The organism is Cytobacillus spartinae (assembly GCF_042865285.1).
Classification (GTDB): Bacteria; Bacillota; Bacilli; order Bacillales; family Cytobacillaceae; genus Robertmurraya_A; species Robertmurraya_A spartinae.
Map to the genome: position 1 here is coordinate 126,196 of NZ_JBIACK010000006.1, position 22,387 is coordinate 148,582.

Annotated in this window: 20 protein-coding genes; 5 read left to right on the forward strand and 15 right to left on the reverse strand. The window is 37.0% G+C overall.

The window, feature by feature from the left end:
- Positions 1–133: 133 nt before the first annotated feature.
- The 4 genes from ACFYKX_RS13850 to ACFYKX_RS13865 all read right to left on the reverse strand — a co-directional run bounded on the left by ACFYKX_RS13850 (position 134) and on the right by ACFYKX_RS13865 (position 3,154).
- Complete coding sequence (locus tag ACFYKX_RS13850) at positions 134–883, reverse strand: NERD domain-containing protein (protein WP_389361653.1); 750 nt, start codon at positions 881–883, stop codon at positions 134–136.
- Positions 884–967: 84 nt separating this feature from the next.
- Positions 968–1,114 (reverse strand): sporulation histidine kinase inhibitor Sda, encoded by a 147-nt coding sequence (sda, locus tag ACFYKX_RS13855; protein WP_389361654.1) that lies wholly within the window; start codon positions 1,112–1,114, stop codon positions 968–970.
- 186 nt (positions 1,115–1,300) lie between these two features.
- Positions 1,301–1,981, reverse strand: a complete 681-nt coding sequence (locus ACFYKX_RS13860; protein WP_389361655.1) for a response regulator — start codon at positions 1,979–1,981, stop codon at positions 1,301–1,303.
- A 33-nt stretch (positions 1,982–2,014) separates the two neighbouring features.
- Entirely contained in the window at positions 2,015–3,154 is a 1,140-nt protein-coding gene (locus ACFYKX_RS13865) for a sensor histidine kinase (RefSeq protein ID WP_389361656.1), read from the reverse strand.
- A gap of 351 nt (positions 3,155–3,505) precedes the next feature.
- Between ACFYKX_RS13865 and ACFYKX_RS13870 the strand changes: the two genes are divergently transcribed.
- From ACFYKX_RS13870 to ACFYKX_RS13890, 5 genes are all read left to right on the forward strand, one after another.
- A complete protein-coding gene (locus ACFYKX_RS13870) occupies positions 3,506–4,144 on the forward strand; it encodes a YigZ family protein (protein ID WP_389361657.1) in 639 nt (212 codons plus the stop codon).
- Between the two features lie 90 nt (positions 4,145–4,234).
- Positions 4,235–5,269, forward strand: coding sequence for an LCP family protein (locus tag ACFYKX_RS13875; RefSeq protein ID WP_389361658.1), 1,035 nt, complete (start codon positions 4,235–4,237; stop codon positions 5,267–5,269).
- Positions 5,270–5,418: 149 nt separating this feature from the next.
- Positions 5,419–7,884: an SH3 domain-containing protein gene (locus tag ACFYKX_RS13880; RefSeq protein WP_389361659.1), complete on the forward strand. Its 2,466-nt coding sequence runs from the start codon at positions 5,419–5,421 to the stop codon at positions 7,882–7,884.
- Between the two features lie 274 nt (positions 7,885–8,158).
- A complete protein-coding gene (locus ACFYKX_RS13885) occupies positions 8,159–8,863 on the forward strand; it encodes an SH3 domain-containing protein (RefSeq protein WP_389361660.1) in 705 nt (234 codons plus the stop codon).
- Complete coding sequence (locus ACFYKX_RS13890; protein ID WP_389361661.1) at positions 8,864–10,186, forward strand: SpoIID/LytB domain-containing protein; 1,323 nt, start codon at positions 8,864–8,866, stop codon at positions 10,184–10,186.
- Between the two features lie 16 nt (positions 10,187–10,202).
- Here the strand turns inward: ACFYKX_RS13890 and ACFYKX_RS13895 are convergent, their stop codons facing one another.
- The 11 genes from ACFYKX_RS13895 to ACFYKX_RS13945 form a co-directional block, all read right to left on the reverse strand.
- On the reverse strand, positions 10,203–11,441 hold the full coding sequence (locus tag ACFYKX_RS13895; protein WP_389361662.1) for a glycosyltransferase family 4 protein: 1,239 nt from the start codon (positions 11,439–11,441) through the stop codon (positions 10,203–10,205).
- Between the two features lie 13 nt (positions 11,442–11,454).
- Positions 11,455–12,315 carry a UTP--glucose-1-phosphate uridylyltransferase GalU gene (galU, locus tag ACFYKX_RS13900; protein WP_389361663.1) on the reverse strand — a complete coding sequence of 287 codons (861 nt, stop codon included), beginning with the start codon at positions 12,313–12,315 and terminating at the stop codon, positions 11,455–11,457.
- A complete protein-coding gene (locus ACFYKX_RS13905; protein ID WP_389361664.1) occupies positions 12,312–13,394 on the reverse strand; it encodes a glycosyltransferase in 1,083 nt (360 codons plus the stop codon). The genes galU and ACFYKX_RS13905 overlap by 4 nt, the downstream gene beginning before the upstream one ends.
- Positions 13,391–14,503 carry a glycosyltransferase gene (locus ACFYKX_RS13910; protein WP_389361665.1) on the reverse strand — a complete coding sequence of 371 codons (1,113 nt, stop codon included), beginning with the start codon at positions 14,501–14,503 and terminating at the stop codon, positions 13,391–13,393. The genes ACFYKX_RS13905 and ACFYKX_RS13910 overlap by 4 nt, the downstream gene beginning before the upstream one ends.
- Before the next feature lie 11 nt (positions 14,504–14,514).
- Positions 14,515–15,897, reverse strand: a complete 1,383-nt coding sequence (locus ACFYKX_RS13915) for an O-antigen polymerase (RefSeq protein ID WP_389361666.1) — start codon at positions 15,895–15,897, stop codon at positions 14,515–14,517.
- 14 nt (positions 15,898–15,911) lie between these two features.
- Complete coding sequence (wecB, locus tag ACFYKX_RS13920; protein ID WP_389361667.1) at positions 15,912–16,970, reverse strand: non-hydrolyzing UDP-N-acetylglucosamine 2-epimerase; 1,059 nt, start codon at positions 16,968–16,970, stop codon at positions 15,912–15,914.
- Between the two features lie 84 nt (positions 16,971–17,054).
- Positions 17,055–18,485, reverse strand: coding sequence for a lipopolysaccharide biosynthesis protein (locus ACFYKX_RS13925; RefSeq protein ID WP_389361668.1), 1,431 nt, complete (start codon positions 18,483–18,485; stop codon positions 17,055–17,057).
- A gap of 1 nt (position 18,486) precedes the next feature.
- Complete coding sequence (locus ACFYKX_RS13930) at positions 18,487–19,218, reverse strand: acyltransferase (protein ID WP_389361669.1); 732 nt, start codon at positions 19,216–19,218, stop codon at positions 18,487–18,489.
- Positions 19,219–19,244: 26 nt separating this feature from the next.
- Entirely contained in the window at positions 19,245–20,558 is a 1,314-nt protein-coding gene (locus ACFYKX_RS13935; protein ID WP_389361670.1) for a nucleotide sugar dehydrogenase, read from the reverse strand.
- Between the two features lie 16 nt (positions 20,559–20,574).
- A complete protein-coding gene (locus ACFYKX_RS13940; protein ID WP_389361671.1) occupies positions 20,575–21,591 on the reverse strand; it encodes a Gfo/Idh/MocA family protein in 1,017 nt (338 codons plus the stop codon).
- Positions 21,584–22,336, reverse strand: a complete 753-nt coding sequence (locus ACFYKX_RS13945) for a hypothetical protein (protein WP_389361672.1) — start codon at positions 22,334–22,336, stop codon at positions 21,584–21,586. The genes ACFYKX_RS13940 and ACFYKX_RS13945 overlap by 8 nt, the downstream gene beginning before the upstream one ends.
- Between the last annotated feature and the right edge of the window lie 51 nt (positions 22,337–22,387).

Consider the following 22,387-nt stretch of genomic DNA (forward strand, 5'->3'; position numbering starts at 1 on the left):
TCTTAATACTGCACAAAACCTAGCTTTATATGATACGGATTTCTATATACAACACAAGTTCCAATTTAAAAACAATACGAACAAATCACCCAATTTCCGATAACCCCACCTAACAAAAAACGAATGTCCACCTTTACTTCCCAGCCTGAGTAACAAATCTACATTTAGGAAAATTAGAGCAGCCTGTAAAAAAGCCATTTCTCCCTTTTCGTTGAATGAGCTCCCCTTTACACTTTGGACATATATTGGAGTGTATGAGAGCTTTCTTTTGCTTCAGGGTTGATCGAATTTGTTTTACATGCTCTTTTTTGGCACCTTTTTCTGTAATCATATGGCTAATAATAATTTTTTCAATCTCAAGCTGATGACCGTAGGAAAATACCCTTTGTTTATATTCTTGAATAACTCGAGCTATTTTGTTGTCATAAATCACTCTAATATGATTGGAATTAACATTAATCTTCTTTAGTGTTGCCCTTGAATTAAAGCAAATTACTGAAAAGATATATGGAGAGATCTTCTCACCTAATAAAGCTTCTAACACTTTTATATGTCCATAATTTTGATAAATGGGGTTTTGAAATTTCTCTTTGCGGTTATAGATTACTTGCGTCCAGTACTTATTCTTTTCATCACCAAAAATCCAACCTCGATAATTCTTCGTCTCGATAACAAAGATTCCATAAGGGGAAATAATTAAATGATCAATTTGACTTGTCTTTCCATCCTCTGTCGGAAGCAGGATATCGTGCATAACCATGTATACATCAGAATCTAGTTTACTTAAATAGTATCTTACCCAACCCTCACCAATGATCCCTTTCACCTGAGGAAGGTTTAAAATCAAAGCTATAACGATAATTAGTAGAAATAAATATAGCACCTATCCACCCTCTTACACTATTGAATTATTAATCTCTGTTTCTATGCATGCTTTCAAAGTTCAATTCTCACTAAGCCTCATTGATTATCCAACAATCAGACCAATGTCTAACCCCCTTCTCTCTACCTCCCTGAACAACAAATTAATAAATTCACCATCCAAATTACACTCAATCGCTTTGTTGTAAGTATTCACTAAATCTTGATCAGATAGGAATAAAAGAGATGACATATCAACCATCCTCCAAATGAATCATTACTTTTATCCTATTAATACAAAATGTTACATATTTTGTAAACGCCTCGTCAAAATTTGTCACCATTTGTTCACTATTGGTTGACACATAATTTACATAATATTACAAAAATAGTCAACAAAAAAGGTAGGCACCCTATCAGTACCTACCTTCGACCATTATTATTTCACTTCTACCCAGCCGTTCTTAATCGCCACGACAACCGCTTGTGTACGGTCATTCACATTCATTTTTTGCAAAATATTGCTCACATGGTTCTTAACGGTTTTCTCACTGATATATAAAGCTTCCCCAATTCCGCGGTTACTTTTTCCATCAGCTAACATTTGAAGTACTTCACACTCACGACGTGTTAGCAAGTGAAGTGGGCGGCGAATCTCAACTTGTTGAACATATCCAGATCCACTTTCTTCAGAAGCTAGTCGGCGGTACTCTTTAACTAAGTTATGAGTAACCTTCGGGTGTAAGTATGAACCACCATCAGCCACAACCTTAACGGCATCAATTAGTGCGTCTGCATCCATTTCTTTTAACAGGTACCCCATTGCACCAGATTTTAATGCATGTGTAACATAGTTCTCATCATCATGAATCGATAAAATGATTACACGAGTATCTGGGTATTTGTCCACCAATTGTCGTGTTGCCTCAACTCCATTAATCTTAGGCATATTGATATCCATAATGATGACATCTGGTTGATGTTCTTCTACTAGGTCAAGGGCTACACTTCCGTCGTCGCCTTCCGCTACAACCTCAAACGATCTTTCAAAATCTAGTATTCGTTTAACCCCTTCTCTAAATAACTGATGGTCGTCTATAATGACAATCTTCGTAGTCATTCCTCCGCCTCCTATGTACTCCGCTATATTATTTTAATTCACTAAAGGTACTTGTATTAATACAACCGTCCCAGTTCCAATTTTGGAATCAATTGATAGCTGCCCTTGTAAAAGTTCAACTCTCTCTCTCATTCCAATAATTCCAAAGGATTCAGACTTTTTCTCGTTTACATCAAAGCCTTTGCCATTATCCTTTATAATGACTGTTACATTAGAACGGGTTATTTCTATTTTTACTAGAATTTCCTTTGCATCTGCATGCTTTAAAGCATTTTGAACAGACTCCTGAACTAGACGAAATAATGCCACTTCGTATTTTGAAGGAAGCCTTCTCTCTTCCCCAATGCTTGTATAGGAAATTTTTGTTTTACTATGATATTCTTCGATTGTTTGTAAGTATTTTCTGAGGGTCGGAACTAATCCTAAATCATCAAGTGCCATTGGGCGTAGATCATAGATGATTCTTCGGACCTCATATAAAGCATTTCGGACCATCTTCTTTAGACTTTTGACCTCTCCTAGAGCTTCATCTGCCCCTCGTTCCTTATACACACGTTCTATAAGATCTGAACGCATCATAACATTTGCCATCATTTGAGCAGGACCATCATGAATTTCTCTAGATAACCTTTTTCGCTCTTCTTCTTGGGCCTCAATGATTTTTAGACCAAAGTCTTGCTTTAACTTCGCATCTTCTAATGCTTCGCCAACCTGCTTTAAGTCACTCATTAAGTAATTCATCACTACACTTATTTGGGAAACAAGACCCTCTGCGCGTTCGATGGTTTCAGTCAAGCTGAACAATCTTCGCTCAATATCATCTCTGCGGTCCCGCAGCTGCTTCTCCATCTGCCGATTCATCGTCAGTTCCATCTGCAACTGATGGGCCTTTTCGTAGGCATCCCTGACCTCAGCTTCCGTGTAGTCTTTAAAGTGCATACTCACTTCCGAAAGCCTTTTTCTCGCAAATCGAGATTGAGTCTCAAGCTTGTCCCCTTTATCAATGATTTCGCCTACCATTTGCTTTACATCTCTAAGCTCATCTGATAAAGACTCATAATCCTTACGACACTGTTCCCCAATCCGGAATATTTCATCCTTACTATTACCGACTGTTTCAATCATTTTCCCTAGTATTAAATCGAGCGTTTTCGTATCAAATTTTTTCTTCATAATTAATATTCCTCCAAGGGTAGTTAAAACCCTTTCGGTGTTTGTAAATATTTTAGCGTGAATTGGGGAAAGATACTATATTTCTAACATGAAAACTATCCCAAAAAGGATAAAAATCGGTAAATAGAAGGAGTAATATCCACGACAACCGTGACATATATCCTAGTTTTCGATGGAAAAGCTTGTAATATACAATACTTTTTCATTATATTTATTTTTACATTTTTTTACAAATGATAATATCACCACAAACCGTTTATTATTTGATGCTAAGTAAATGTCGTTTTATAATAGAAGTTACAGCATTCGACATATTGCGAATGGATAACTTTTTAGAAAGGAGCAAATGATATGTTGCCCCGATACTATACTGTAAAAGGCGAAGGTGAACATGAAATTGTAATTGAGAAATCACGATTTATTGCTCACGTTTCACGTGCCGAGACCGAGGAGGAAGCACAAAGCTTTATCCAGGATATTAAAAAGAAGCATTGGGATGCTACACATAATTGCTCTGCTTATTTAATCGGTGAAAATGACCTTATTCAAAAAGCAAATGATGATGGTGAACCAAGCGGCACTGCCGGAGTTCCAATCTTAGAGGTTTTAAAAAAAAGAAAGCTAAAAGATACAGTTGTAGTCATAACCAGGTACTTTGGTGGAATAAAATTAGGAGCAGGTGGCCTAATTCGTGCATACGGTAAATCAACTTCTGAAGGGCTTAATGCCACAGGAATTGTTGAACGGAAGCTAATGAGAGTCATGCATACAAAAGTGGATTATACATGGCTAGGTAAATTGGAAAATGAGCTGAGATCATCCATCTATACAATTAAGGAAATACACTATCTGGATCTAGTAGAAATAGAAACCTTTGTGGAGGAAAATCAAACAGATACCTTTACAAATTGGATGACAGAACTAACGAATGGTCAAGGAAACATTAGTCTCGGTGATGTTCTTTACCTGGAAGAAGAAATGAGTCTTTAGAATTAAATAATAGTTTACGCTCGTCGAATAATCAGATAAAATAAAGTATTGTGTCGTAGATTCTGAACTTAAATTTAAAGTGGGGATAATATGAGTAATTCCAGAAATATAAGGAGAAAAAAGAAAAAAAGACGTTCACTTCGTTTATTTTTTCTAACGATTCTTCTTGTTTTAATTGGCGGAGGTTCGTATTTCGCTTACGATATTGTATACAATGCAAAAAAAGCATCTGATAATATATACCAAGAACTAGATAGTAGCAAAATTACAAAGCAGCGCAAGGAAGAAGTTCAAATAACCAAAGATGCTTTTAATATTCTTCTTGTGGGAATTGAAGATCAAGGTGGAGGAGAACGCTCCGATGTACTAATGCTCGTAACAGTTAATCCAGAGAGCAAAGAAGTCTACATGTTAAGTATTCCTAGAGACACGAAAACTTACCTTCCAGACGCAGGATATACAACTAAAATAACACATTCATATAGCAACGGCGGGATTGAATCAACCATTGAAACCGTAAGTGAGCTGTTAGATGTTCCAATTGATTACTATGTTACAACTAACTTTCAGGGCTTTGAAGATATTGTAGATACCTTAGGCGGAGTATCAGTTGAAGTTCCATTTACTTTCAAAGCGCAATTGACGGATAGTTTAAGATGGAAAACCTATTATGAAGGACCAATGGACTTAAATGGGAATGAAGCCTTGGCATATGTTCGTATGAGAAAGAAAGACCCTAAAGGTGACATGGGAAGAAACGAAAGACAACAACAAGTGATTAAAGCAATTGTTGATAAAGGTACTTCCTTCAGCTCACTCTCAAAGATTGATGATGTTATGCACGATTTAGGAGAAAATGTAAAAACAAATATACCTCCTTCAAAATTTCTAAGTTTTATAAACTTGTATACTAAAATAAAAAATACACAGATTCAGAACTTAGCAATAGAGGGTTATGATGAGTGGATAGATAGTGTCTACTATTACACCCCGTATGATGAATCTATAAGTGAGCTTAGTTCAATTTTAAATAATGCGCTAGATACAAGTAGTTATTCGGTGGATAACCATTCTATGAACTCCAATACAAACCAAGCAGCTGGTTCACAATCAGAAAAATATTAATCTCAAAAACTCCTCTTTTAACAGAGGAGTTTTTATTTTTTAGGGAATTTTTACTAATTAATAGAGAATTTACATAAGTTTGTTGGAAGATGCGACATTTTTCGATAGAATAGGATATGGATTAAAAAAAGACGACGGAGGAACATAGCGTGAAAAAATTAATTGCTTCTTCGGTTCTCGCCACGGCTACATTATTTCCTGCTCTCGTTCAAGCGGAGGAGATTTTACCTTCAAAAATGTCAGTGGAACAAAAAGTAGATGTACGTAAAGGAGCTACAGCTTCATACCCTCTTGTTACATCATTGTCTAAGGGGCAAAGTGTAACCATTATAGACCTATTTACGAATTCATCAGGAGAGCTGTGGTATCGTGTCGACCTAGGAACGAATAAAGGCTGGGCACTGTCGACAAGTTTCTCAAAAGAAACGGCCGAAACCATTAACACCGGCAATATAGCAGTTATTAATGCAGATAATGTAAACATTAGAAAAGGTGCTACGATTTCGTATGAGGTTGTAACCAAACTTTCCAAAAATCAAAAGGTTAAAATCTTAGACAGCTTTACAAATAGCCGTAAAGAGCTATGGTATAGAGTTGAAATAGCTACGTTTAAAGGATGGGTGATTAGTGACTTTGTTTCCTTACAAGAGGAAGTTAAGCCCCCTCCACCAACTACCAATCAATCGAATATTCAGACTGTACAGGTAAATAGAGCGGAAGTTAGAAAAGGTGCTACAAACACTTATTCTGTGGTTGCATCGCTTAGTCTGAACCAAAAAGTAAATATTATTGATACATTTACAAATGCTAAAGGTGAAGAATGGTATCGTGTTGATCTAGGGTCCATTAAAGGTTGGGTACTTGCAAATGCATTTGAGGTGGCACCAAAACCACCTGCACCTGAAAAACCTGAAAATCCAAATCTACCATCCATTGATTCGTACGTGTATAGTCAACAGTCTGGAGTAATGGTACGTAAAGGTGCTACTGATTCCTATCAAGCTGTTACTTCTTTAGCTTTAAATCAGAAGGTTAAAGTAATCGACCATTTTACACATAAGACAGGTGAAGCTTGGGTAAGAGTATCCGTGAACTCTTCAATTGCAGGCTGGGTACCGGCTAATTCAGTTGCAACTTCCCAATCTCAAAATTTAACTCTTTACGTAAGTGTAGATGTTGCAAATCTTAGAAGCGGTCCATCTATCAATGACTCAATAGTAGACAAAGCAACATTAGGTACAAGCTTTGTTGCTACAAATTCTGAAACGGATTCCAAAGGTGACCTTTGGTACATGGTAACAACAAAGGATAATAAGATTGTTTGGGTCCACGAAACAGTAGTTTCTCAGGAAAAAGTAAATCTTGGATCTACCATGTATATAGGCACCAAAAATGCTGTACTTTATTCTGGTGCATCCTTTCAGTATAAGGTAACCGAGAAATTAAGTTACTACAGTAAAGTATCCGTACTTTCAGAGTTTACAAACTCAGCTAATCAATCTTGGGTGCAAATTAAAAGTGCCACCGGAAGAACTGGATGGATCCCTAAGTACGAATTGGTTGCATCTAAAAATGACTATCAATATGTGTATGCTCTAAAGAATGCTGTAATTCGTAAAGGTGCTAATACACAATATGCGGCAAGTGCTTATCCGAAAGAAAATGATTCATTAATTGTGCTTACAACCCATAACACATGGATTAATGTAGAAACTCAAAGTGGTGTTAGAGGTTGGATTGATACAAGCCTAACATCACCTGTATCTATGAAAAAACTAGTTTCTCCAATGGTTGAATCCGTCAATGGCGAACAATACGTAACATGGCAAAAGCCAAGTGATTTCAAATTTAACTATACTACTTTGGGTTCGAATCGCCTAAAACTTACTGGTGGATTAACGGACATTGAACTTCCAACAGAACAAATTGAAGGGGTTCAATCAATAGACGTATTAGGCACAGAGACAGATAGGTCATTATTATTAACCTTATTACCAGGTTACACATTTACGATTCGAAACTATGAAGACAGAGTATCTATTAAAATTGTAGAAGCTGGCTTAGCTGGTAAGAGAATTGTAATTGATGCTGGTCATGGAGGAAAAGATCCAGGTGCCATCGGACCTACAGGATTGAGGGAGAAAGATGTAGTTCTTGATACTGCACTCATGTTAAAAGCCGAGTTAGAAAAGTATGGAGCAATTGTAACAATGACAAGGAGTACAGATGTTTTCCTTGAATTGTCGGAAAGAACTGCTATAGCTAATGCATCTGACTTTGATGCCTTTATCAGCTTGCACGCAGATTCCTACAGTTCTAGCTCAAAAGGAACAACAACCTACTATAATACTACAGTTAACTTTAATGGACCTAGAAGTAGAGACTTGGGAAGCGCTATTCAAAAGGGGATGATTGCATCCTTAGGTACCTACGATCGTGGAATTAAAGAACAAGAGTTTTATGTGAATAGAATGAATGAATTACCTAGTGTTCTATTAGAACTAGCATTCTTATCTAACCCAAAAGAAGAAGCTTTATTACGTTCAACTGAGTTTCGTAAAAATGCAGCATCGGGAATTAGAGCAGGGCTTGAAGAATATTTTACCAACTTCTAAAATTCTACTATCTATTTCCTGCAAATTATAAATATGGTAATCTACTATTGAAAATGATTTGGGTTATAGAAAAGCCCAAATCATTTTTTTCTAAGGCTCTTTTCATAAACTTGTTGCTATTTAAATACTTTAAACTGATTTTAAACGGATTATGGTGCTATTTTCTCTATTTTGGTAAGAAAAGAGGATTAATTCCGTGTTGGAGACCATATACGAATAGCAACAATCTATGCGAAAACAGCCTTTTCTAAACATGTTCTAGGAGGAAAAAGTAATGAACCGATCGAAAAAAATCATTGCAGCCGGAGCCTTAACAATAGGAATTGGTGCGGGAGCATATTTATTCACTCCACAAGGCATGAGTGCATCTAGCAATGTAGTTCTAGCTAGTGTTGATTGGGTAACATCTCAATTAAATCCTGTAAAAACGAAAGTATCTGATTTAGAGTCCAAAGTTGCGACACAACAGCAGGAGATTAATAACTTAAAAGCTCAGCTTGCAAAACTTGGGAGTCCAACAACTCCACCAACAACCCCGCCAACAGATGGGCAGTTACCTTCAACTGTTTATGTAAATAAAAGTTCAGTTACCATTCATAGTGGAGCAACAACCAAGTATAAAATCGTTGCTACTAAAACGATGGGCTCGGCTCTAAAAGTAGTAGGATCTCACAATTCAGCAACTGGCCTTTGGTACAATGTAGAGTTATCTTCCACCTTAAAAGGATGGGTTCAATCAAGTGACATATCTATTACAGCGCCTAGCAACACCACTCCTACACAAGTTGTTGCATTTGGGGATGTTCACTTAAGAAAAGGTGCTACGACTGGTTACACAATCTTAACGACTATTCCGAAAGGAACTACACTAAAATATATCTCTACCTTTGTTAATACAAGTGGTGAAACTTGGTATAATGTTGAAACCTCGTCAGGTTTAAAAGGCTGGGTTTATGGCGGACTTACCGAGGTGCGATAAATGAAAAAGATTAGTATATTAATAATTACTATTATGCTAGTTTCCATTTATCCTTCAATGTCTAAAGCAGTTGAACCTATTACATACGAAAATGAAGTAAATGTATCCGTTCATTTAGCCAGCAACCTTACTCTAACAGCTAACGGATCTTATCAGCTCTTAAACAAAGATACTAACAACTCTACATTAATTCCTAGTGGAACCTCTCTTTCTGTTAGTAAAGATAGCACGGGTGTAGTAGTAAGTTTTACTAGTATTAATGAGAAATCTGCTAAAGGTTTTGATTTACAAGAGTTAACTGGAGAAAGCTCACTATCCCTAGCGAAACTGAGTAACGGCCTTACATATCGAGGAAGCTTTTTCCTAAGACCAAACGGAAACCAAGTGCAAGTTATCAACATTCTTGATATGGAAGACTACTTAAAAGGTGTAGTTCCTAGTGAAATGCCTGCCTCTTGGCATAAAGAAGCATTAAAAGCTCAGGCTATCGCAGCAAGAAGCTATGCTGCTAATACGATGATGCTTACAAGTACAGCTGCAAGCCAAGTATATCGCGGTTATACTGGCGAAGATCCGAGAACAAATGCAGCCATTCAAGAAACCGCTGGCCTACTAGTCAAGTACAACGGTAAACCAATACAGGCCTTTTTCCACTCTACTAGTGGGGGCAGAACAGCAAACGTAAGTGATGTTTGGAATTCTGATCAAAAGTACTATCCATATCTAGTTTCTGTAGAAGATCCATATGAGGTATCTCCATATAGCAACTGGACAGAAACGTATTCACCTAGTACTCTACTTAAATCCTTTGGCGTTACGGATTTAAATGCAACCCTCCTTGATATTACATACAGTAAACCAGGAGCGAATGGAGAAGTAAAGTCAGTCACCTTAAAAACTTCTGCCGGTGACAAGACGCTTAGTGGAAATGAATTAGTTATTAGAAAGGCATTTCCAGTACAGAATGCGGCTGTTTACAATGCACTATACTCTACATGGTTTGATATTGATTTTTCCGGTGCACAAAGGGAATTATCCGTACAAACTACAAGTGGAACAAGTACAGTAACCGATATGAAGGGACAAAAAGTCCAAACAACAAGTGGACAAGTAACCCTATCAGATTCCAAGGTTTCCATTCAGACTACTAACGGCATTATTACAAATGAAGGAACTGGAATCACTACGGTAACTGTAAAAGGTAAAGGTTGGGGACATCGTGTTGGGATGAGTCAGTACGGTGCTAGAGGTTTCGCTGAAAAAGGCTGGACGGCCGAACAGATTCTTACCCATTACTTTAAAGGAACTACAGTTGCGAAATAATATAAAAAGCCAATTCTTAAGAATTGGCTTTTTGCTTTGCTGCTTCTATATTTGCTAGTAAATCATCTACAATACTTTTCCATGAATACTGCTCAATAGCAAGAGTTCTTCCATTCTTGCTCATTTCATCATACTCCTGGTCAGATGTTTGCGCCAGCTTCACAACAGCCTTAGCAATTTCATCTGGATTCTCAGGTGCAGCAATTTTTCCACACTTGTATTCCTCTAATATCGCTGCACTCTCTCCATCCCCGCAATACAATACAGGTGTTCCAGTAGAAATGGCTGGGAAAATCTTCGAAGGTCTAGCCCCTTTAAAAAGTTCAATATTTCTTAGGGAGACTACACTAAAATCTGCTAAAGAGAACATTCTAGGCATTTCCGATACTGGTACTGAGCCGTAAAACGTTACATTGTGCAGATCCATATCTTCCTTCATTTTTAACAGCTTGTCCCGCTCTTGTCCATCACCTACGAATAAAAAGTGAATATTAGGCTCCTTATCCTTAATAAGCGCTGCTGCTTCAAGAATAGAGTCTAATCCTTGCGCATAGCCTAGAGCTCCGGCATACATAAATACTTTCTTTCCGTTTATCCCTATCTCTTCAAGAAGGTTTGTATCTTTAGGTAGTGGAACAAACGTGTCCGTATTTACTCCATTAGGTAAAAGAAAGACGTCCTCCTCTTTCTTCCCCTTTTTAACCATGTAATCTTTGATACCTTCCGTTGCAGTCGCAATTTTCCATGACTTTCTATAAAGAAATTTTTCTAATCGCTCTGCCAAACGGATAAAGGTCTTATTTTTAAGAATTCCAAGCTCAACAGCAGATTCCGGCCATATATCCGCGACATTGAAGACGAATTTAGCCCGCTTCATTTTAGCACCTAAGTAACCTGTAATCCCCAGAAATAATGGCGGAGAGTTACAAATAATCACATCTGTAGGCTTAGATTTGATAATGGAATAGAACGCACTAAAGGTAAAAGAAAAGTAAGAAGCTAACCTTTTCCAAAAACTACCTTTAGGAGATGGGTAAATCCATGAACGATGTACAGGAATCCCGTCCCATTCTTCAAACATATAAAACATTCCTCGATATTCCTCAGGAATCACTCCCTTTGGATGATGAGGAAATGCTGTTAATACTTCCACCTGATGTCCTCTACTAATAAGTTCTTTACTTACTTCGTATACACGAATTTGAGGAGCACCTGTTTCAGGGGGAAAATGCTGACACAGGTATATCACTCTCATTTTCCCAACTCCATTACTTTACGATTTGTTCTAGATAGGCTTGTAGCTTATCTTTTAAGTCCGGTCTTTTTAATGCAAAATCGATAGACGCTTGTAAGAAACCAAATTTATCTCCCACGTCATAGCGCTTCCCTTTAATGTTATAAGAGTAGATCGCTTCTCTGACAAGCAAGCTATCAATCGCATCGGTTAATTGAATTTCACCTTTTTTATCAGGCTGTACCTTTTCTAACATTTTAAAAATGGCTGGAGTCAGAATATAGCGTCCAACAATGGCCTGTGTTGATGGTGCTTCTTCAACAGATGGTTTTTCAACCAGGCTCTTCACTTTAAATAGTTCTCCAAGGTTTTCTGAGAAATTCACAATTCCATATTTATTCACTTCAGAGCGCGGAACTTCATTGCAACCTAGAATGCTTGATTGAACCTCATTAAATTGATCGATCATTTGTCTTAATGCTGGAACTTCACTATCTACAATATCATCACCAAGTAAAACAGCAAAAGGTTCATCGCCAATAAACTTCTTAGCGCATAAAACAGCATGCCCTAAACCTAGTGGCTCTTTTTGCCTAACATAGTGGATATCTACTAGGTTTGAGATGTTCTCAACAACCTCTAGCATGTCATGCTTCCCTGTTCTCTCAAGAAGCATTTCTAATTCTACAGATTTATCAAAATGATCTTCGATTGCTCTTTTGCTTCTACCAGTAACAATAATTATATCCTCTATACCAGATTGAACAGCTTCTTCAATAATATATTGAATCGTAGGCTTATCGACAATCGGCAACATTTCCTTTGGTTGTGCTTTTGTAGCTGGTAGAAACCTAGTGCCTAATCCTGCTGCAGGGATTACTGCTTTTTTGATCATGACTTCATCCCCTTTTTCAAGGTTTGTTCATATAACTCTAACATTCCATTCGCATTATCAATCCAGTTGTAATTAGCTTTTACATGTTCAATTCCATTTAAGCCCATTTCTTCACTTTTATGCTTATCATCAAGAAGAGCATGTATGGCTTTTGCTAACTCTTTTGGATTTTCTTTAGGAACCACATATCCTGTTTTTCCTTCTAATACTACTTCAGGTAATCCTCCAACATTGGAAACAACGACAGGTACTCCACATGCCATTGATTCTACTGCTGCGACACCGAAGCTCTCACTATCCTCCGTACTAGGAACAGCAAAAACATTCATTTTATTAATATAGGTAGGCACCTCATCATTAGGCACACGTCCTGTAAAGGTTGTCACATGAGCGATACCCAGTTTTTCAGTAAGCTGCTCATACTCACTTTTTTGAGGACCTTCACCCACTATAAGGAGATTAACATTTTGTTTACTTTGGAATACCTCAGCAAATGCTTTGATTAAATCACCAATCCCATACTTATCTGATAAGGCTTTTACAGTACCTACCGTTAGCTGTTCATCTGATCTTGATTCTGAAAGAGGCTTAAATTTATTTAAGTCTACCCCGAACGGAGTTACATATATGTTTTTACTTGTATACTTGTTTGTCTCTTTAGCCATGATATGACTGGTAGAACAGATTACATCAGCTTTCCTCAAAGTATACTCTACAATATTCTTGTTTACCTTGCTTTGTTGAGGAAATTGGAATATATCTCGACCCCAAACAGAAACATAGAACGGCTTATAGTTAGCTAATGCTCCGATAAATCCATAGCTAGACACATAATGGGCATGTAAAATATCAGGTTTAAATTCTTTAATCACTTTCTTTAGGGCAAATACACTTGAAATATAAGACAACTTTCCAGGCAGAAGTTTTGGAAGTGTGAAAGTATCTACTTCCTTTGCATTTTCTTCTGAGTAGTGGTCAGCAAATGTAACTACTTTTACAGTAATGCCTTTATTTTTATAAAAAAGTGCCCATTTATGTGTATGGATCGATTTGCTTGGAGCCAATACTAATATTCTCATATTTCCTCCTTTAACAACACACTTTTAACTTTTCTCACTCTTGCTACCCATGAGTGTTTTTCTATGAATGTATCCTTAATATTCGAACGATACTTGTCAGCTTCACGTACCATTTTTTCAATGGCTTTCGCCATATCGTCCGGCTCATCCTTACAAATCACACCGTACCCATCTGTTTCAATAATTTCTTTTTGAGCCTCACAGTGGGTTGCAACTACAGGTAGCTCATTTGAAAGGTACTCTACTAGCTTCACAGGTACGGAAAAGTCATTGTAAGTGCTTTTGTATCTTGGTATAAAAGCAAAATCCATATCCTCATATAAAGTATTCAATGAGTCACCACTAAGGTGTTTTACTTCAACATTCATATTCTTTAGGAGCTCTTTTTTGTCAAGATTAAGGTTATCGTATTCATCCTGACGGCACACAACGGTTAAATGACAAATAGCGTCATCTTTATTAGCAATATTCAAAGCATCAAGAAGTAAGAACAAACCATAGTCCTCGTTGTTAATTCCACCTACATAGATGCCTTTAGAAACGTTGTGATCTGCTTCATTCCTATTAATAACTCTCTTTTTTCCACCTGGGGGAAGAGGGACCATTTTTTGTTGAATATCCACAAAATTCCCCATAGCTTGGCTTGGAAGAAAGATAGCTTTACAGTATTTCTCGTAGAACTTTTCTTCTAAGCGATAGACTGTTTTCATAACGGTCTTTTTTACGCCCTTTAATGGATAGAGTTCATCAAACTTCCAATAGACATCACGGTAAAACACTCCAACAGGCACATTGCGACTTTTTAGAAACTTCATGACCTTTAAATCTATAAAAGGCTTTTTAGGTATATGCCCTTTGTCCGTTAACCAGAAAGGGATCGTCTGGTTTTCCATATAACAAAACCAAAGTTGATCTAACTTCCCTTCCTTCAACCACTCTGAGAACTTTTGCTCTCTTTCAGCAGATGAACCAGAGAGTAGTAAAATTTCAACATTCTCTTGGTCACCCCAAGTCAAAAAAGCATTATAAATTTCTTTTGGTCGAAGCTTCGAGCCACTATTAGCATCCTTCGCTAGTTCAAACGGATAATATAACAATACAGATTTCATCGTATATCTCCTTATAATCCCGACCTTGATTTTAATCGTAGCCAATGAGCTGTCAAATCAATTCGGACACGTATAAAAATCAATATTCCAACAAACAATCCGATTAGCAGAGTCCAGATAGGATTAAATATAAAATCAGTAAATCCTCCAACCAGAGTTCTAGGAATATTTATCGTAAAGTAGATAAAGAAGCTAAGGAAAATTGGATTTTTTGGTAGCTTTAAAAAGGTAATATAGACTACCTGTATTAAAATAGCTACATAGATAGTTGCACCCGCTATCCCTACATATCCAAAGTTGGCATAAGCTTCCGCAATAAATAAGGTATTTAGAACACCTGCAGTCCCTGCCTCAACCTTTTCTGGAAAAACAGTTGTCATGACAAGTCGTGCTGAACGAACTTGTTCTACATCAAATAAATCAATAAGAGTAGACGGAAGCCCTCTTCCCATTAAGAATGGAAGTGACTCACCAAACAAATTCAAATGAAGAAATGTTGGAGCAATTTGAGCTAAAATTAACCGACCCACTGGACCAGAATTGTATGATAGATAGCTCCCTAAATCTGTTACTCCTTGAATCACAACATACATTCCAATTAAGACAGTTGCCCCTAAAACACCCCATACTGCTAGTTTCTTAGCAGTGAATCTTAATTTTCCTACGTACAATTGCAATAGTAAAAACATGATTAAGTAAAAGAAGATGGGTGATTTCGCTAAGTCGTAAGTGTTAATTAACACAGCTCCAGCAAACAAACTCAGGAATAATAGCTTCCACTTCACTTGATCTGTTTTAACAGCATACACGTACGCAATTAACGAAAGTAAAGGGGTTAAGGCAATAGCAAATATATTACGTACTAATACATTTCCACCAAAGTTCCTTTGTGCTAGGTTTCTTAATTCTCCCGGTGATAACTCTCCGTTCCCAATGACAATCTCGAGAATCGGTATTTTCGGAGTTTTTAGCATTGTATAGGCAATCGCCAATAGAGATAACATGGATAATCCTAAAAATATTAAGAAAAACTCATTTCTTTCTTTAAAGGGTAATACAATGTCTTTTTTCATATAATCATTTAACTCTTTACTACTATCAAAGCCAATTAACCTTGATACTCCATACATAATCATCGGAAAGAATACCATGACCGAACAGATGGTGTAAAAGCCAATCCAGCGGTATTCTTCATGAGTTAAGCGGTTAATCATATAGTAGTCATCGATACCTAACGCAATGATGAGAGAGCCGATATAACTTGAAATGAATAACGAATAGTAAAATATAATGGAATTTAGATTAGGCTTTAATGGTGAAAGACTTCCCGATGCTTTTTGAAAAAAGTAAATGGATATCGCTAGAACAAGTGCCCAGATGATGATATAAAGCATTTCTTAGCCGCCTCTTATCTTTTTTCAATTAATTCTACGATTTTCTCTGAAGCATGACCATCACCGAATGCATCTCTATAAGATGGTGAAACTTCTTTTCTCACCGCATCTAGTAGCTTTCCTACATCTGTACCGACTAGAATATTTGCATCCTCTTCAAGGGTTTCTACCCATTCAGTTTGTTCACGAACCGTTACACATGGTACCTTCATAAAGTAAGCTTCTTTTTGTACTCCACCAGAATCCGTAACAATCTTAAGAGCATTCGCCTCTAACGTAAGCATATCCAAGTAGCCAACTGGATCAATGACTTTTAGGTTTGGAATTGAATCTAGGTCTAATCCATAACCAGCAAGTTTGTGTTTTGTTCTTGGGTGAATCGGCCAGACTTTCACTTCCTCGATTTTCGAAAAAGCCTCTAAGATATTATTCATGTTTTGTACATCATCTGTGTTCTCTGCACGATGGATTGTGATTAAGTGATAACCTTTTTTATCTAAACCATGTTCGCTAAGAATCGTTGATTTTTCTTCTGCCAATTCTTTATTATAAAGAACCGCATCATACATAACATCACCAATATTAAACACGTTGTGTGTAATGTTTTCATTTTTTAAATTATGAACGGCCGTATCAGTTGGGCAGAATAAAAATTCTGATACGTGATCTGTCATAATACGGTTAACTTCTTCTGGCATCTTTTTGTTAAAGCTTCTTAATCCTGCTTCGATATGAATGACTGGCACATGAAGTTTCGCAGCAACAAGAGCTCCAGCTAATGTTGAATTGGTATCACCATAAACCATGACATAGTCAGGATTCTCTGCCACTACAATTTCTTCAATCTTTTCTAGCATTTCACCTGTTTGTTTTCCATGATTTCCTGAACCAACCCTCAGATAGTAATCTGGTTTTGGAATATTTAATTCTTCAAAGAAGATATCTGACATATTACTATCATAATGTTGTCCTGTGTGGACAATTAATTCCGTATGTTTTTCTCTTAATACACGTGAAACAGGTGCAGCCTTAATAAATTGGGGTCTTGCGCCTAATATCGTAATAATTTTCACAGTAATACCCTCCTCCGGGTCATTTTAAAAAATTGATAACTAAGTTTGTATTCAATATCTATATCTTTTCCTTAATTTTCAAAATCAATGAGGATTTAATTCATATGACTTCCTTCTTAAATCTTTGTCCACCCGACTAACACCAATGATGAATAGAATATAAATCCATGCTCCCACAATATATAGTGGGTTTAAATGCTGCTCTTGGATATAAATAATGGCAATTACGCTCCCTATCATGTTCACAAACAAAAATGCCATTTTTCCAAATGACACCGGCACGTAGTAGGCTTGTTGGCTCTTTCTAAATATAAAAATAATTGCCACCATATAAGCAATTAAGTAGGCAGCAACAGCTCCCCAAATCGAAAACATCGGAATTAATGTAATGTTAAGGATCGTATTGATAACAGCAACGATTCCGAAAGTGACTGAAATGACGGTTGTTCTCTTGGTGAAAAACAGTCCAACAGAGATGATTAAATAGTAAAAATTCAGGAACGTTGCAGCTGACACTAATGCGACATACTGATAGGCATCGTAATACTCTTTTCCTAATATACCGATGATATATGGCATAATGGTTGCGATTCCCATGACACCAAAGATCCCCATTAATAAAAGACCCATGTAAATCTTTGAGAATAGAAGTGGACTAGATTCTTTATCCTTAAGGGACATTGAATATGGCCTCCATGCCATTTGCACACCACTTGTAATTAGTGTGATGACAGTCGCTAGCTTGGTTGCTGCACCATAGATACCAACTTCCTCTGTTGAATAAAAAGCCTGAAGGAAAAATACACTAGCATTGGCAATCACCCAAAATGCCAATGATGCAGGGACTAAAGGAGCTGCATACTTAAGTAACTCCTTCATTGATTCTAATGTAATCTTCGGCTTTAAGTACTTAATGCTTGTAGATAACAACAGAATAAAGATAACACCACTACTTACGATCCGACCCAGTAAGATTCCCTCTGGAGTTTCAACCACATACTCTAGAAATAAATAAGATAGTAGTGCTACAAGAAGCATCTTCCCTACTGTAAACACAACCACTTTTTTTGTTCTAAAATCAAAACGTAAAACCATTAAAACGACTACTAATATGGTATCTAAGAAAAGTACACCGATGCTGATATAAAGAAGTCTTACATAGTTAGAACTTCCAAATAATAATTCAGAAATCCAAGGACCAGCAGATAGTACAATTAACGCTAATATTGCTACTATAAATAACCTAAAATACATGACGTTACGAACATGTTCTAACCTTTTATCCTTCTCTTTCGTATCAAAATAATAGTACGACAAAGCAGAGTCCGTACCAAAAATAATTAGGAAGGTTAACATGGCAGTCCATTTATCAATGATATCTAGGACTCCATACTCCGCAGGGGGAAGAAAGTTCGTATAGACAGGAAGCATAATAAACGCAATAAGTTTAGTTCCTACATTCATAAATGCGTAAAGGAGCGAATCCGCTCCTAAACGCTTAAATTGGGCGAGCACCCTATAACAGCTCCCGCTCGTCGACCATTCTAACGACCTTAGCAGGGACACCTTTAATTAAAGTCTTCGCTTCGGTGTCTTTCGTTACTAGAGCACCAGCTGCCACAAATGTCTCTTCTTCGATTGTGATACCAGGAAGGATAATGGAAGCTCCACCAACTCGAGCTCCTCTCTTCACATGAGCACCTTTAATCTTATCGAAACGTTCTTCCGTTCTACCCATAAAATTATCATTTGTAGTCGTTACGCAAGGCGCAATGAATACTTGTTCTTCAAGAGTCGTATAAGCCGTAATGTAAGAATTGGATTGTATTTTAGTGCGTGTACCAATTTTCACGTAATTCTCTACCGTTACTCCTCTTCCAACGATTACATAGTCACCAATCTCAACATTTTCACGAACACTTGCTAAGTCAGCAATTAATGTGTTAGAACCAATTTTTGCACCTCTATAGACAACGCAATTAGCTCCAACCGTTACGTCTTCTCCAATTTCTAATGCAGGAATAGAATCGGAAAGTTTGACAGTACTTGTTTTAGCAGGCTTTGGTGGCTTTCCTAATACCGCACCGTCAGCGATTGTAGAGTTATCACCTATAACAGTTCCTTCATGAACCGTTACACGATTACCAATAATGACATTCTTTCCTATTTGAGCATCTTTTTCAATAACTGTAAAATGCCCTACTTGAACAGATGAGTCTAATGTTACGGAAGGATCAACAAAATTCATATAATAAAAATCTCCCTTAGTAAAGATTATAATTTGATGTATTTGTTTGGCTTCTCAATATCCTTAAGTGCATTACGAGTATCGAATACCACTTTGCTTTCGTTCGCAATTAATTGGTAATCAAAATCGCTATGATCAGTTGTAACTAACACAAGGTCCGAATCATTTAATAATTCTTTTGTTAATTCGACTGTTTCCATCGTCATATTACATGATCTGAATGATGTAACATATGGGTCAACTACTTTATAGTCCGCACCATGATGTTCAAGTAGCTCAATAATTTTTAATACTGGAGATTCACGAACATCATCAATATCTTTCTTATAAGCAACACCTAGAACAGCTACTTTGGCGCCACGTAGTGCTTTTCCATCTTCATTTAAGATTTGCATAGCACGGTTGATAACGTAATCAGGCATGCTATTGTTAATTTCACCAGCAAGCTCAATTAATCTTGTGTGGTAGTTATACTCACGCGCTTTCCATGTTAAGTAGAATGGATCGATTGGTATACAGTGTCCACCAAGACCTGGTCCTGGATAGAATGCCATAAAGCCATATGGTTTTGTTTTCGCAGCATCAATTACTTCCCAAACGTCAATGCCCATTTTTTCACAAAGAATAGCCATTTCGTTCGCTAATGCAATGTTAATATGACGGAATGTGTTTTCGAAAATTTTCTCCATTTCTGCAATAGCAGGACTAGAAACTTCGAACACGTCTCCTTCAAGGACATTACGGTAAAGGGATGCAGCCACTTTCGTACAGTTAGCAGTGATTCCACCAACTACCTTTGGAGTGTTCTTTGTCTTGAATTGTTTATTACCTGGATCAACACGCTCCGGTGAATATGCAACGAAGATTGTTTCACCTGTTTTGAAGCCACGTGCTTCTAATGCTGGTTTAACGATTTCTTCAGTCGTACCAGGATAAGTAGTTGATTCTAATACAACAAGCATGCCTTCATGTGCATACTTAGCAATCTCTTTTGAAGAGCTTTCAACATATGAAGTATCTGGTTGTTGATAAATATCTAAAGGTGTAGGTACACAGATTGCTACTGCGTCCACCTCTTGGATTTTTGCATAATCAGTTGTTGCAACTAATTTACCTTCTTTAATCATGTCTGATAAATCTTGGTCTACAACGTCACCAATATAGTTAATACCCATGTTTACTTGTTCTACACGTGATGCTTGCACATCAAAACCGATTACTTTATAGCCAGCTTTCGCTTTTTCAACAGCTAGTGGTAATCCAACATAACCTAAACCTACAACACCAATTACAGCTTCTTTATTTTCTATTTTTTTGACTAACGTTTCATAAGCGCTCATAATGTACACTTCTCCTTTATGCAATAACGACTTTTTTACCTGTCTCTGCAGATTCTAATATAGCTAGAATTAATTTAACTGGTGCCAATCCATCTTCGCCTGTAACAATTGGCTCTCGGTCCTCGCTAACTGCCGCAACCATATCTTCAATAATCCATTGATGGCCTGGCTTACCAAATGGATCTGCTTTAATTTCATTTTTTAGCTTTTCCGCATCTTCTTCTGTTACACCTTCAACATCCCAAGTTTCTATAAAGTTCGCAGTTCTTCCACTAATTTTGATGGTAGCAGTCTCACCAAAAATTGCTAAAGACTCTTCAAGGTTCTTCGGATAAATAGTTGTCGCGGCTTCAACAACACCTAAAGCACCATTTTTAAACTGAACAACAGCTGCAGCTACATCTTCTGTTTCAATTTTACGAAGGCGTGTCGCTGCCATAGCTTGAACAGATTCAACTGGTCCCATTAACCAAAGCATCAAATCTAGGTCGTGAATAGCTTGGTTCATAAGAACCCCACCATCAAATTCCTTTGTACCTCTCCACTCTGCTTGATCATAGTATGCTTGATTTCGATTCCAGCGCACTGTTGCATTTGCATGACTTAATGTACCAAATGAACCTTTATCCATTTCCTCTTTAAGCTTTTGAATAGCCGGACGGAAACGATTTGGATGAACAACAGCAAGCTTAACTCCATTCTCTTCGGCATAACGAATCATATCCTCAGAGTCCTCTAGCTTTAATGACATAGGCTTTTCCACTATAATATGTCTCTTTTGCTCAGCCACAATCTTTGTTAATGGAGCATGCAAGCCTGAAGGAACGCAAATATTAACGACATGAATTTCAGGATTTTCTTCTAGCATGTTTTTAAGGTCTGTATATTTTTTCACATTTGGGTCCGTAATTAATTCCAAACGATTTGGGTTCGTATCACATACAGCAAAAAAGTTTGCCCCTTCGGCATTATTTATAGCTTCTATATGTTTATTCGCAATATGTCCCATTCCAACTATAGCAAAATTAATCATGCTTATAATACCTCCTTGCAAAGCCTAAATACTTAAGTAAAACCAATAATGCAACTGTTAACACAAGTCCAAGAAGGACCCCTACAGCAATACTTTCTTTTAGGTATGTTTTCGTCTTAGTAACGGATTCAGATAACACTTTCGGTTGTTCAAAAAAGGCGATATCGCCGCGCATCTTATGTGCTCTTTCGGCAGCCTTAGTTAACTCTTCCTCTGTTTCATTAATTAAGCTTGATAATGAAGTTAATTCATCAGGTGCAAGAGTTTCTTCTTCACTTAAGAGCTTCTCTTTATAATCTTCAATAATAGCTTCTAAAGCAGGTACACGCTCTTCTAAGAGTTCTAAATGAACCATCGAAGCATCTAAGCGTTTTTGGTAATTTGCCATTAAATCCGTAGTGTAAACCTGTTTAACTAATTCCATATCACTTTCAACTTCATCTTGAGAGTCACCTTTTACCGTGAACTTTACTTGACCTTTTTCAGACACAAAAACATCTAAAGTTCCCTTAAGTTCTCCATTAAACTTGGCCATGATATTATTGGGGTGTGTTAGGTCTTGTGAATCTAACGATCCCGTATAGAATAATAATTTACCTGTATACGGTTTATCATTATTGAAAGCATAAATCGCTCCTACAACTAATACAGTAGTAATAGCAGGAATAATCAAGAAAAACCACTTTTTCTTCCAAAAGAATAGTAAGTATTCATATAGTACGTATTTGTTTTTTTCTTCTGCCATGTTTCCACCTGTCCTTTTTAAAGCAAGTAAGAAAACGCCCCCTTAAACTGG

Bases quoted from the DNA above. Each gene is read 5' to 3' on its own strand.
- ACFYKX_RS13905 (WP_389361664.1), bottom strand. From the start codon at position 13,394: ATGAGAATATTAGTATTGGCTCCAAGCAAATCGATCCATACACATAAA.
- ACFYKX_RS13890 (WP_389361661.1), top strand. From the start codon at position 8,864: ATGAAAAAGATTAGTATATTAATAATTACTATTATGCTAGTTTCCATT.
- ACFYKX_RS13875 (WP_389361658.1), top strand. From the start codon at position 4,235: ATGAGTAATTCCAGAAATATAAGGAGAAAAAAGAAAAAAAGACGTTCA.
- ACFYKX_RS13910 (WP_389361665.1), bottom strand. From the start codon at position 14,503: ATGAAATCTGTATTGTTATATTATCCGTTTGAACTAGCGAAGGATGCT.
- ACFYKX_RS13930 (WP_389361669.1), bottom strand. From the start codon at position 19,218: ATGAATTTTGTTGATCCTTCCGTAACATTAGACTCATCTGTTCAAGTA.
- ACFYKX_RS13940 (WP_389361671.1), bottom strand. From the start codon at position 21,591: ATGATTAATTTTGCTATAGTTGGAATGGGACATATTGCGAATAAACAT.
- ACFYKX_RS13915 (WP_389361666.1), bottom strand. From the start codon at position 15,897: ATGCTTTATATCATCATCTGGGCACTTGTTCTAGCGATATCCATTTAC.
- ACFYKX_RS13935 (WP_389361670.1), bottom strand. From the start codon at position 20,558: ATGAGCGCTTATGAAACGTTAGTCAAAAAAATAGAAAATAAAGAAGCT.
- ACFYKX_RS13870 (WP_389361657.1), top strand. From the start codon at position 3,506: ATGTTGCCCCGATACTATACTGTAAAAGGCGAAGGTGAACATGAAATT.
- ACFYKX_RS13865 (WP_389361656.1), bottom strand. From the start codon at position 3,154: ATGAAGAAAAAATTTGATACGAAAACGCTCGATTTAATACTAGGGAAA.
- ACFYKX_RS13945 (WP_389361672.1), bottom strand. From the start codon at position 22,336: ATGGCAGAAGAAAAAAACAAATACGTACTATATGAATACTTACTATTC.
- ACFYKX_RS13895 (WP_389361662.1), bottom strand. From the start codon at position 11,441: ATGAGAGTGATATACCTGTGTCAGCATTTTCCCCCTGAAACAGGTGCT.
- galU (WP_389361663.1), bottom strand. From the start codon at position 12,315: ATGATCAAAAAAGCAGTAATCCCTGCAGCAGGATTAGGCACTAGGTTT.
- ACFYKX_RS13860 (WP_389361655.1), bottom strand. From the start codon at position 1,981: ATGACTACGAAGATTGTCATTATAGACGACCATCAGTTATTTAGAGAA.
- ACFYKX_RS13885 (WP_389361660.1), top strand. From the start codon at position 8,159: ATGAACCGATCGAAAAAAATCATTGCAGCCGGAGCCTTAACAATAGGA.
- sda (WP_389361654.1), bottom strand. From the start codon at position 1,114: ATGTCATCTCTTTTATTCCTATCTGATCAAGATTTAGTGAATACTTAC.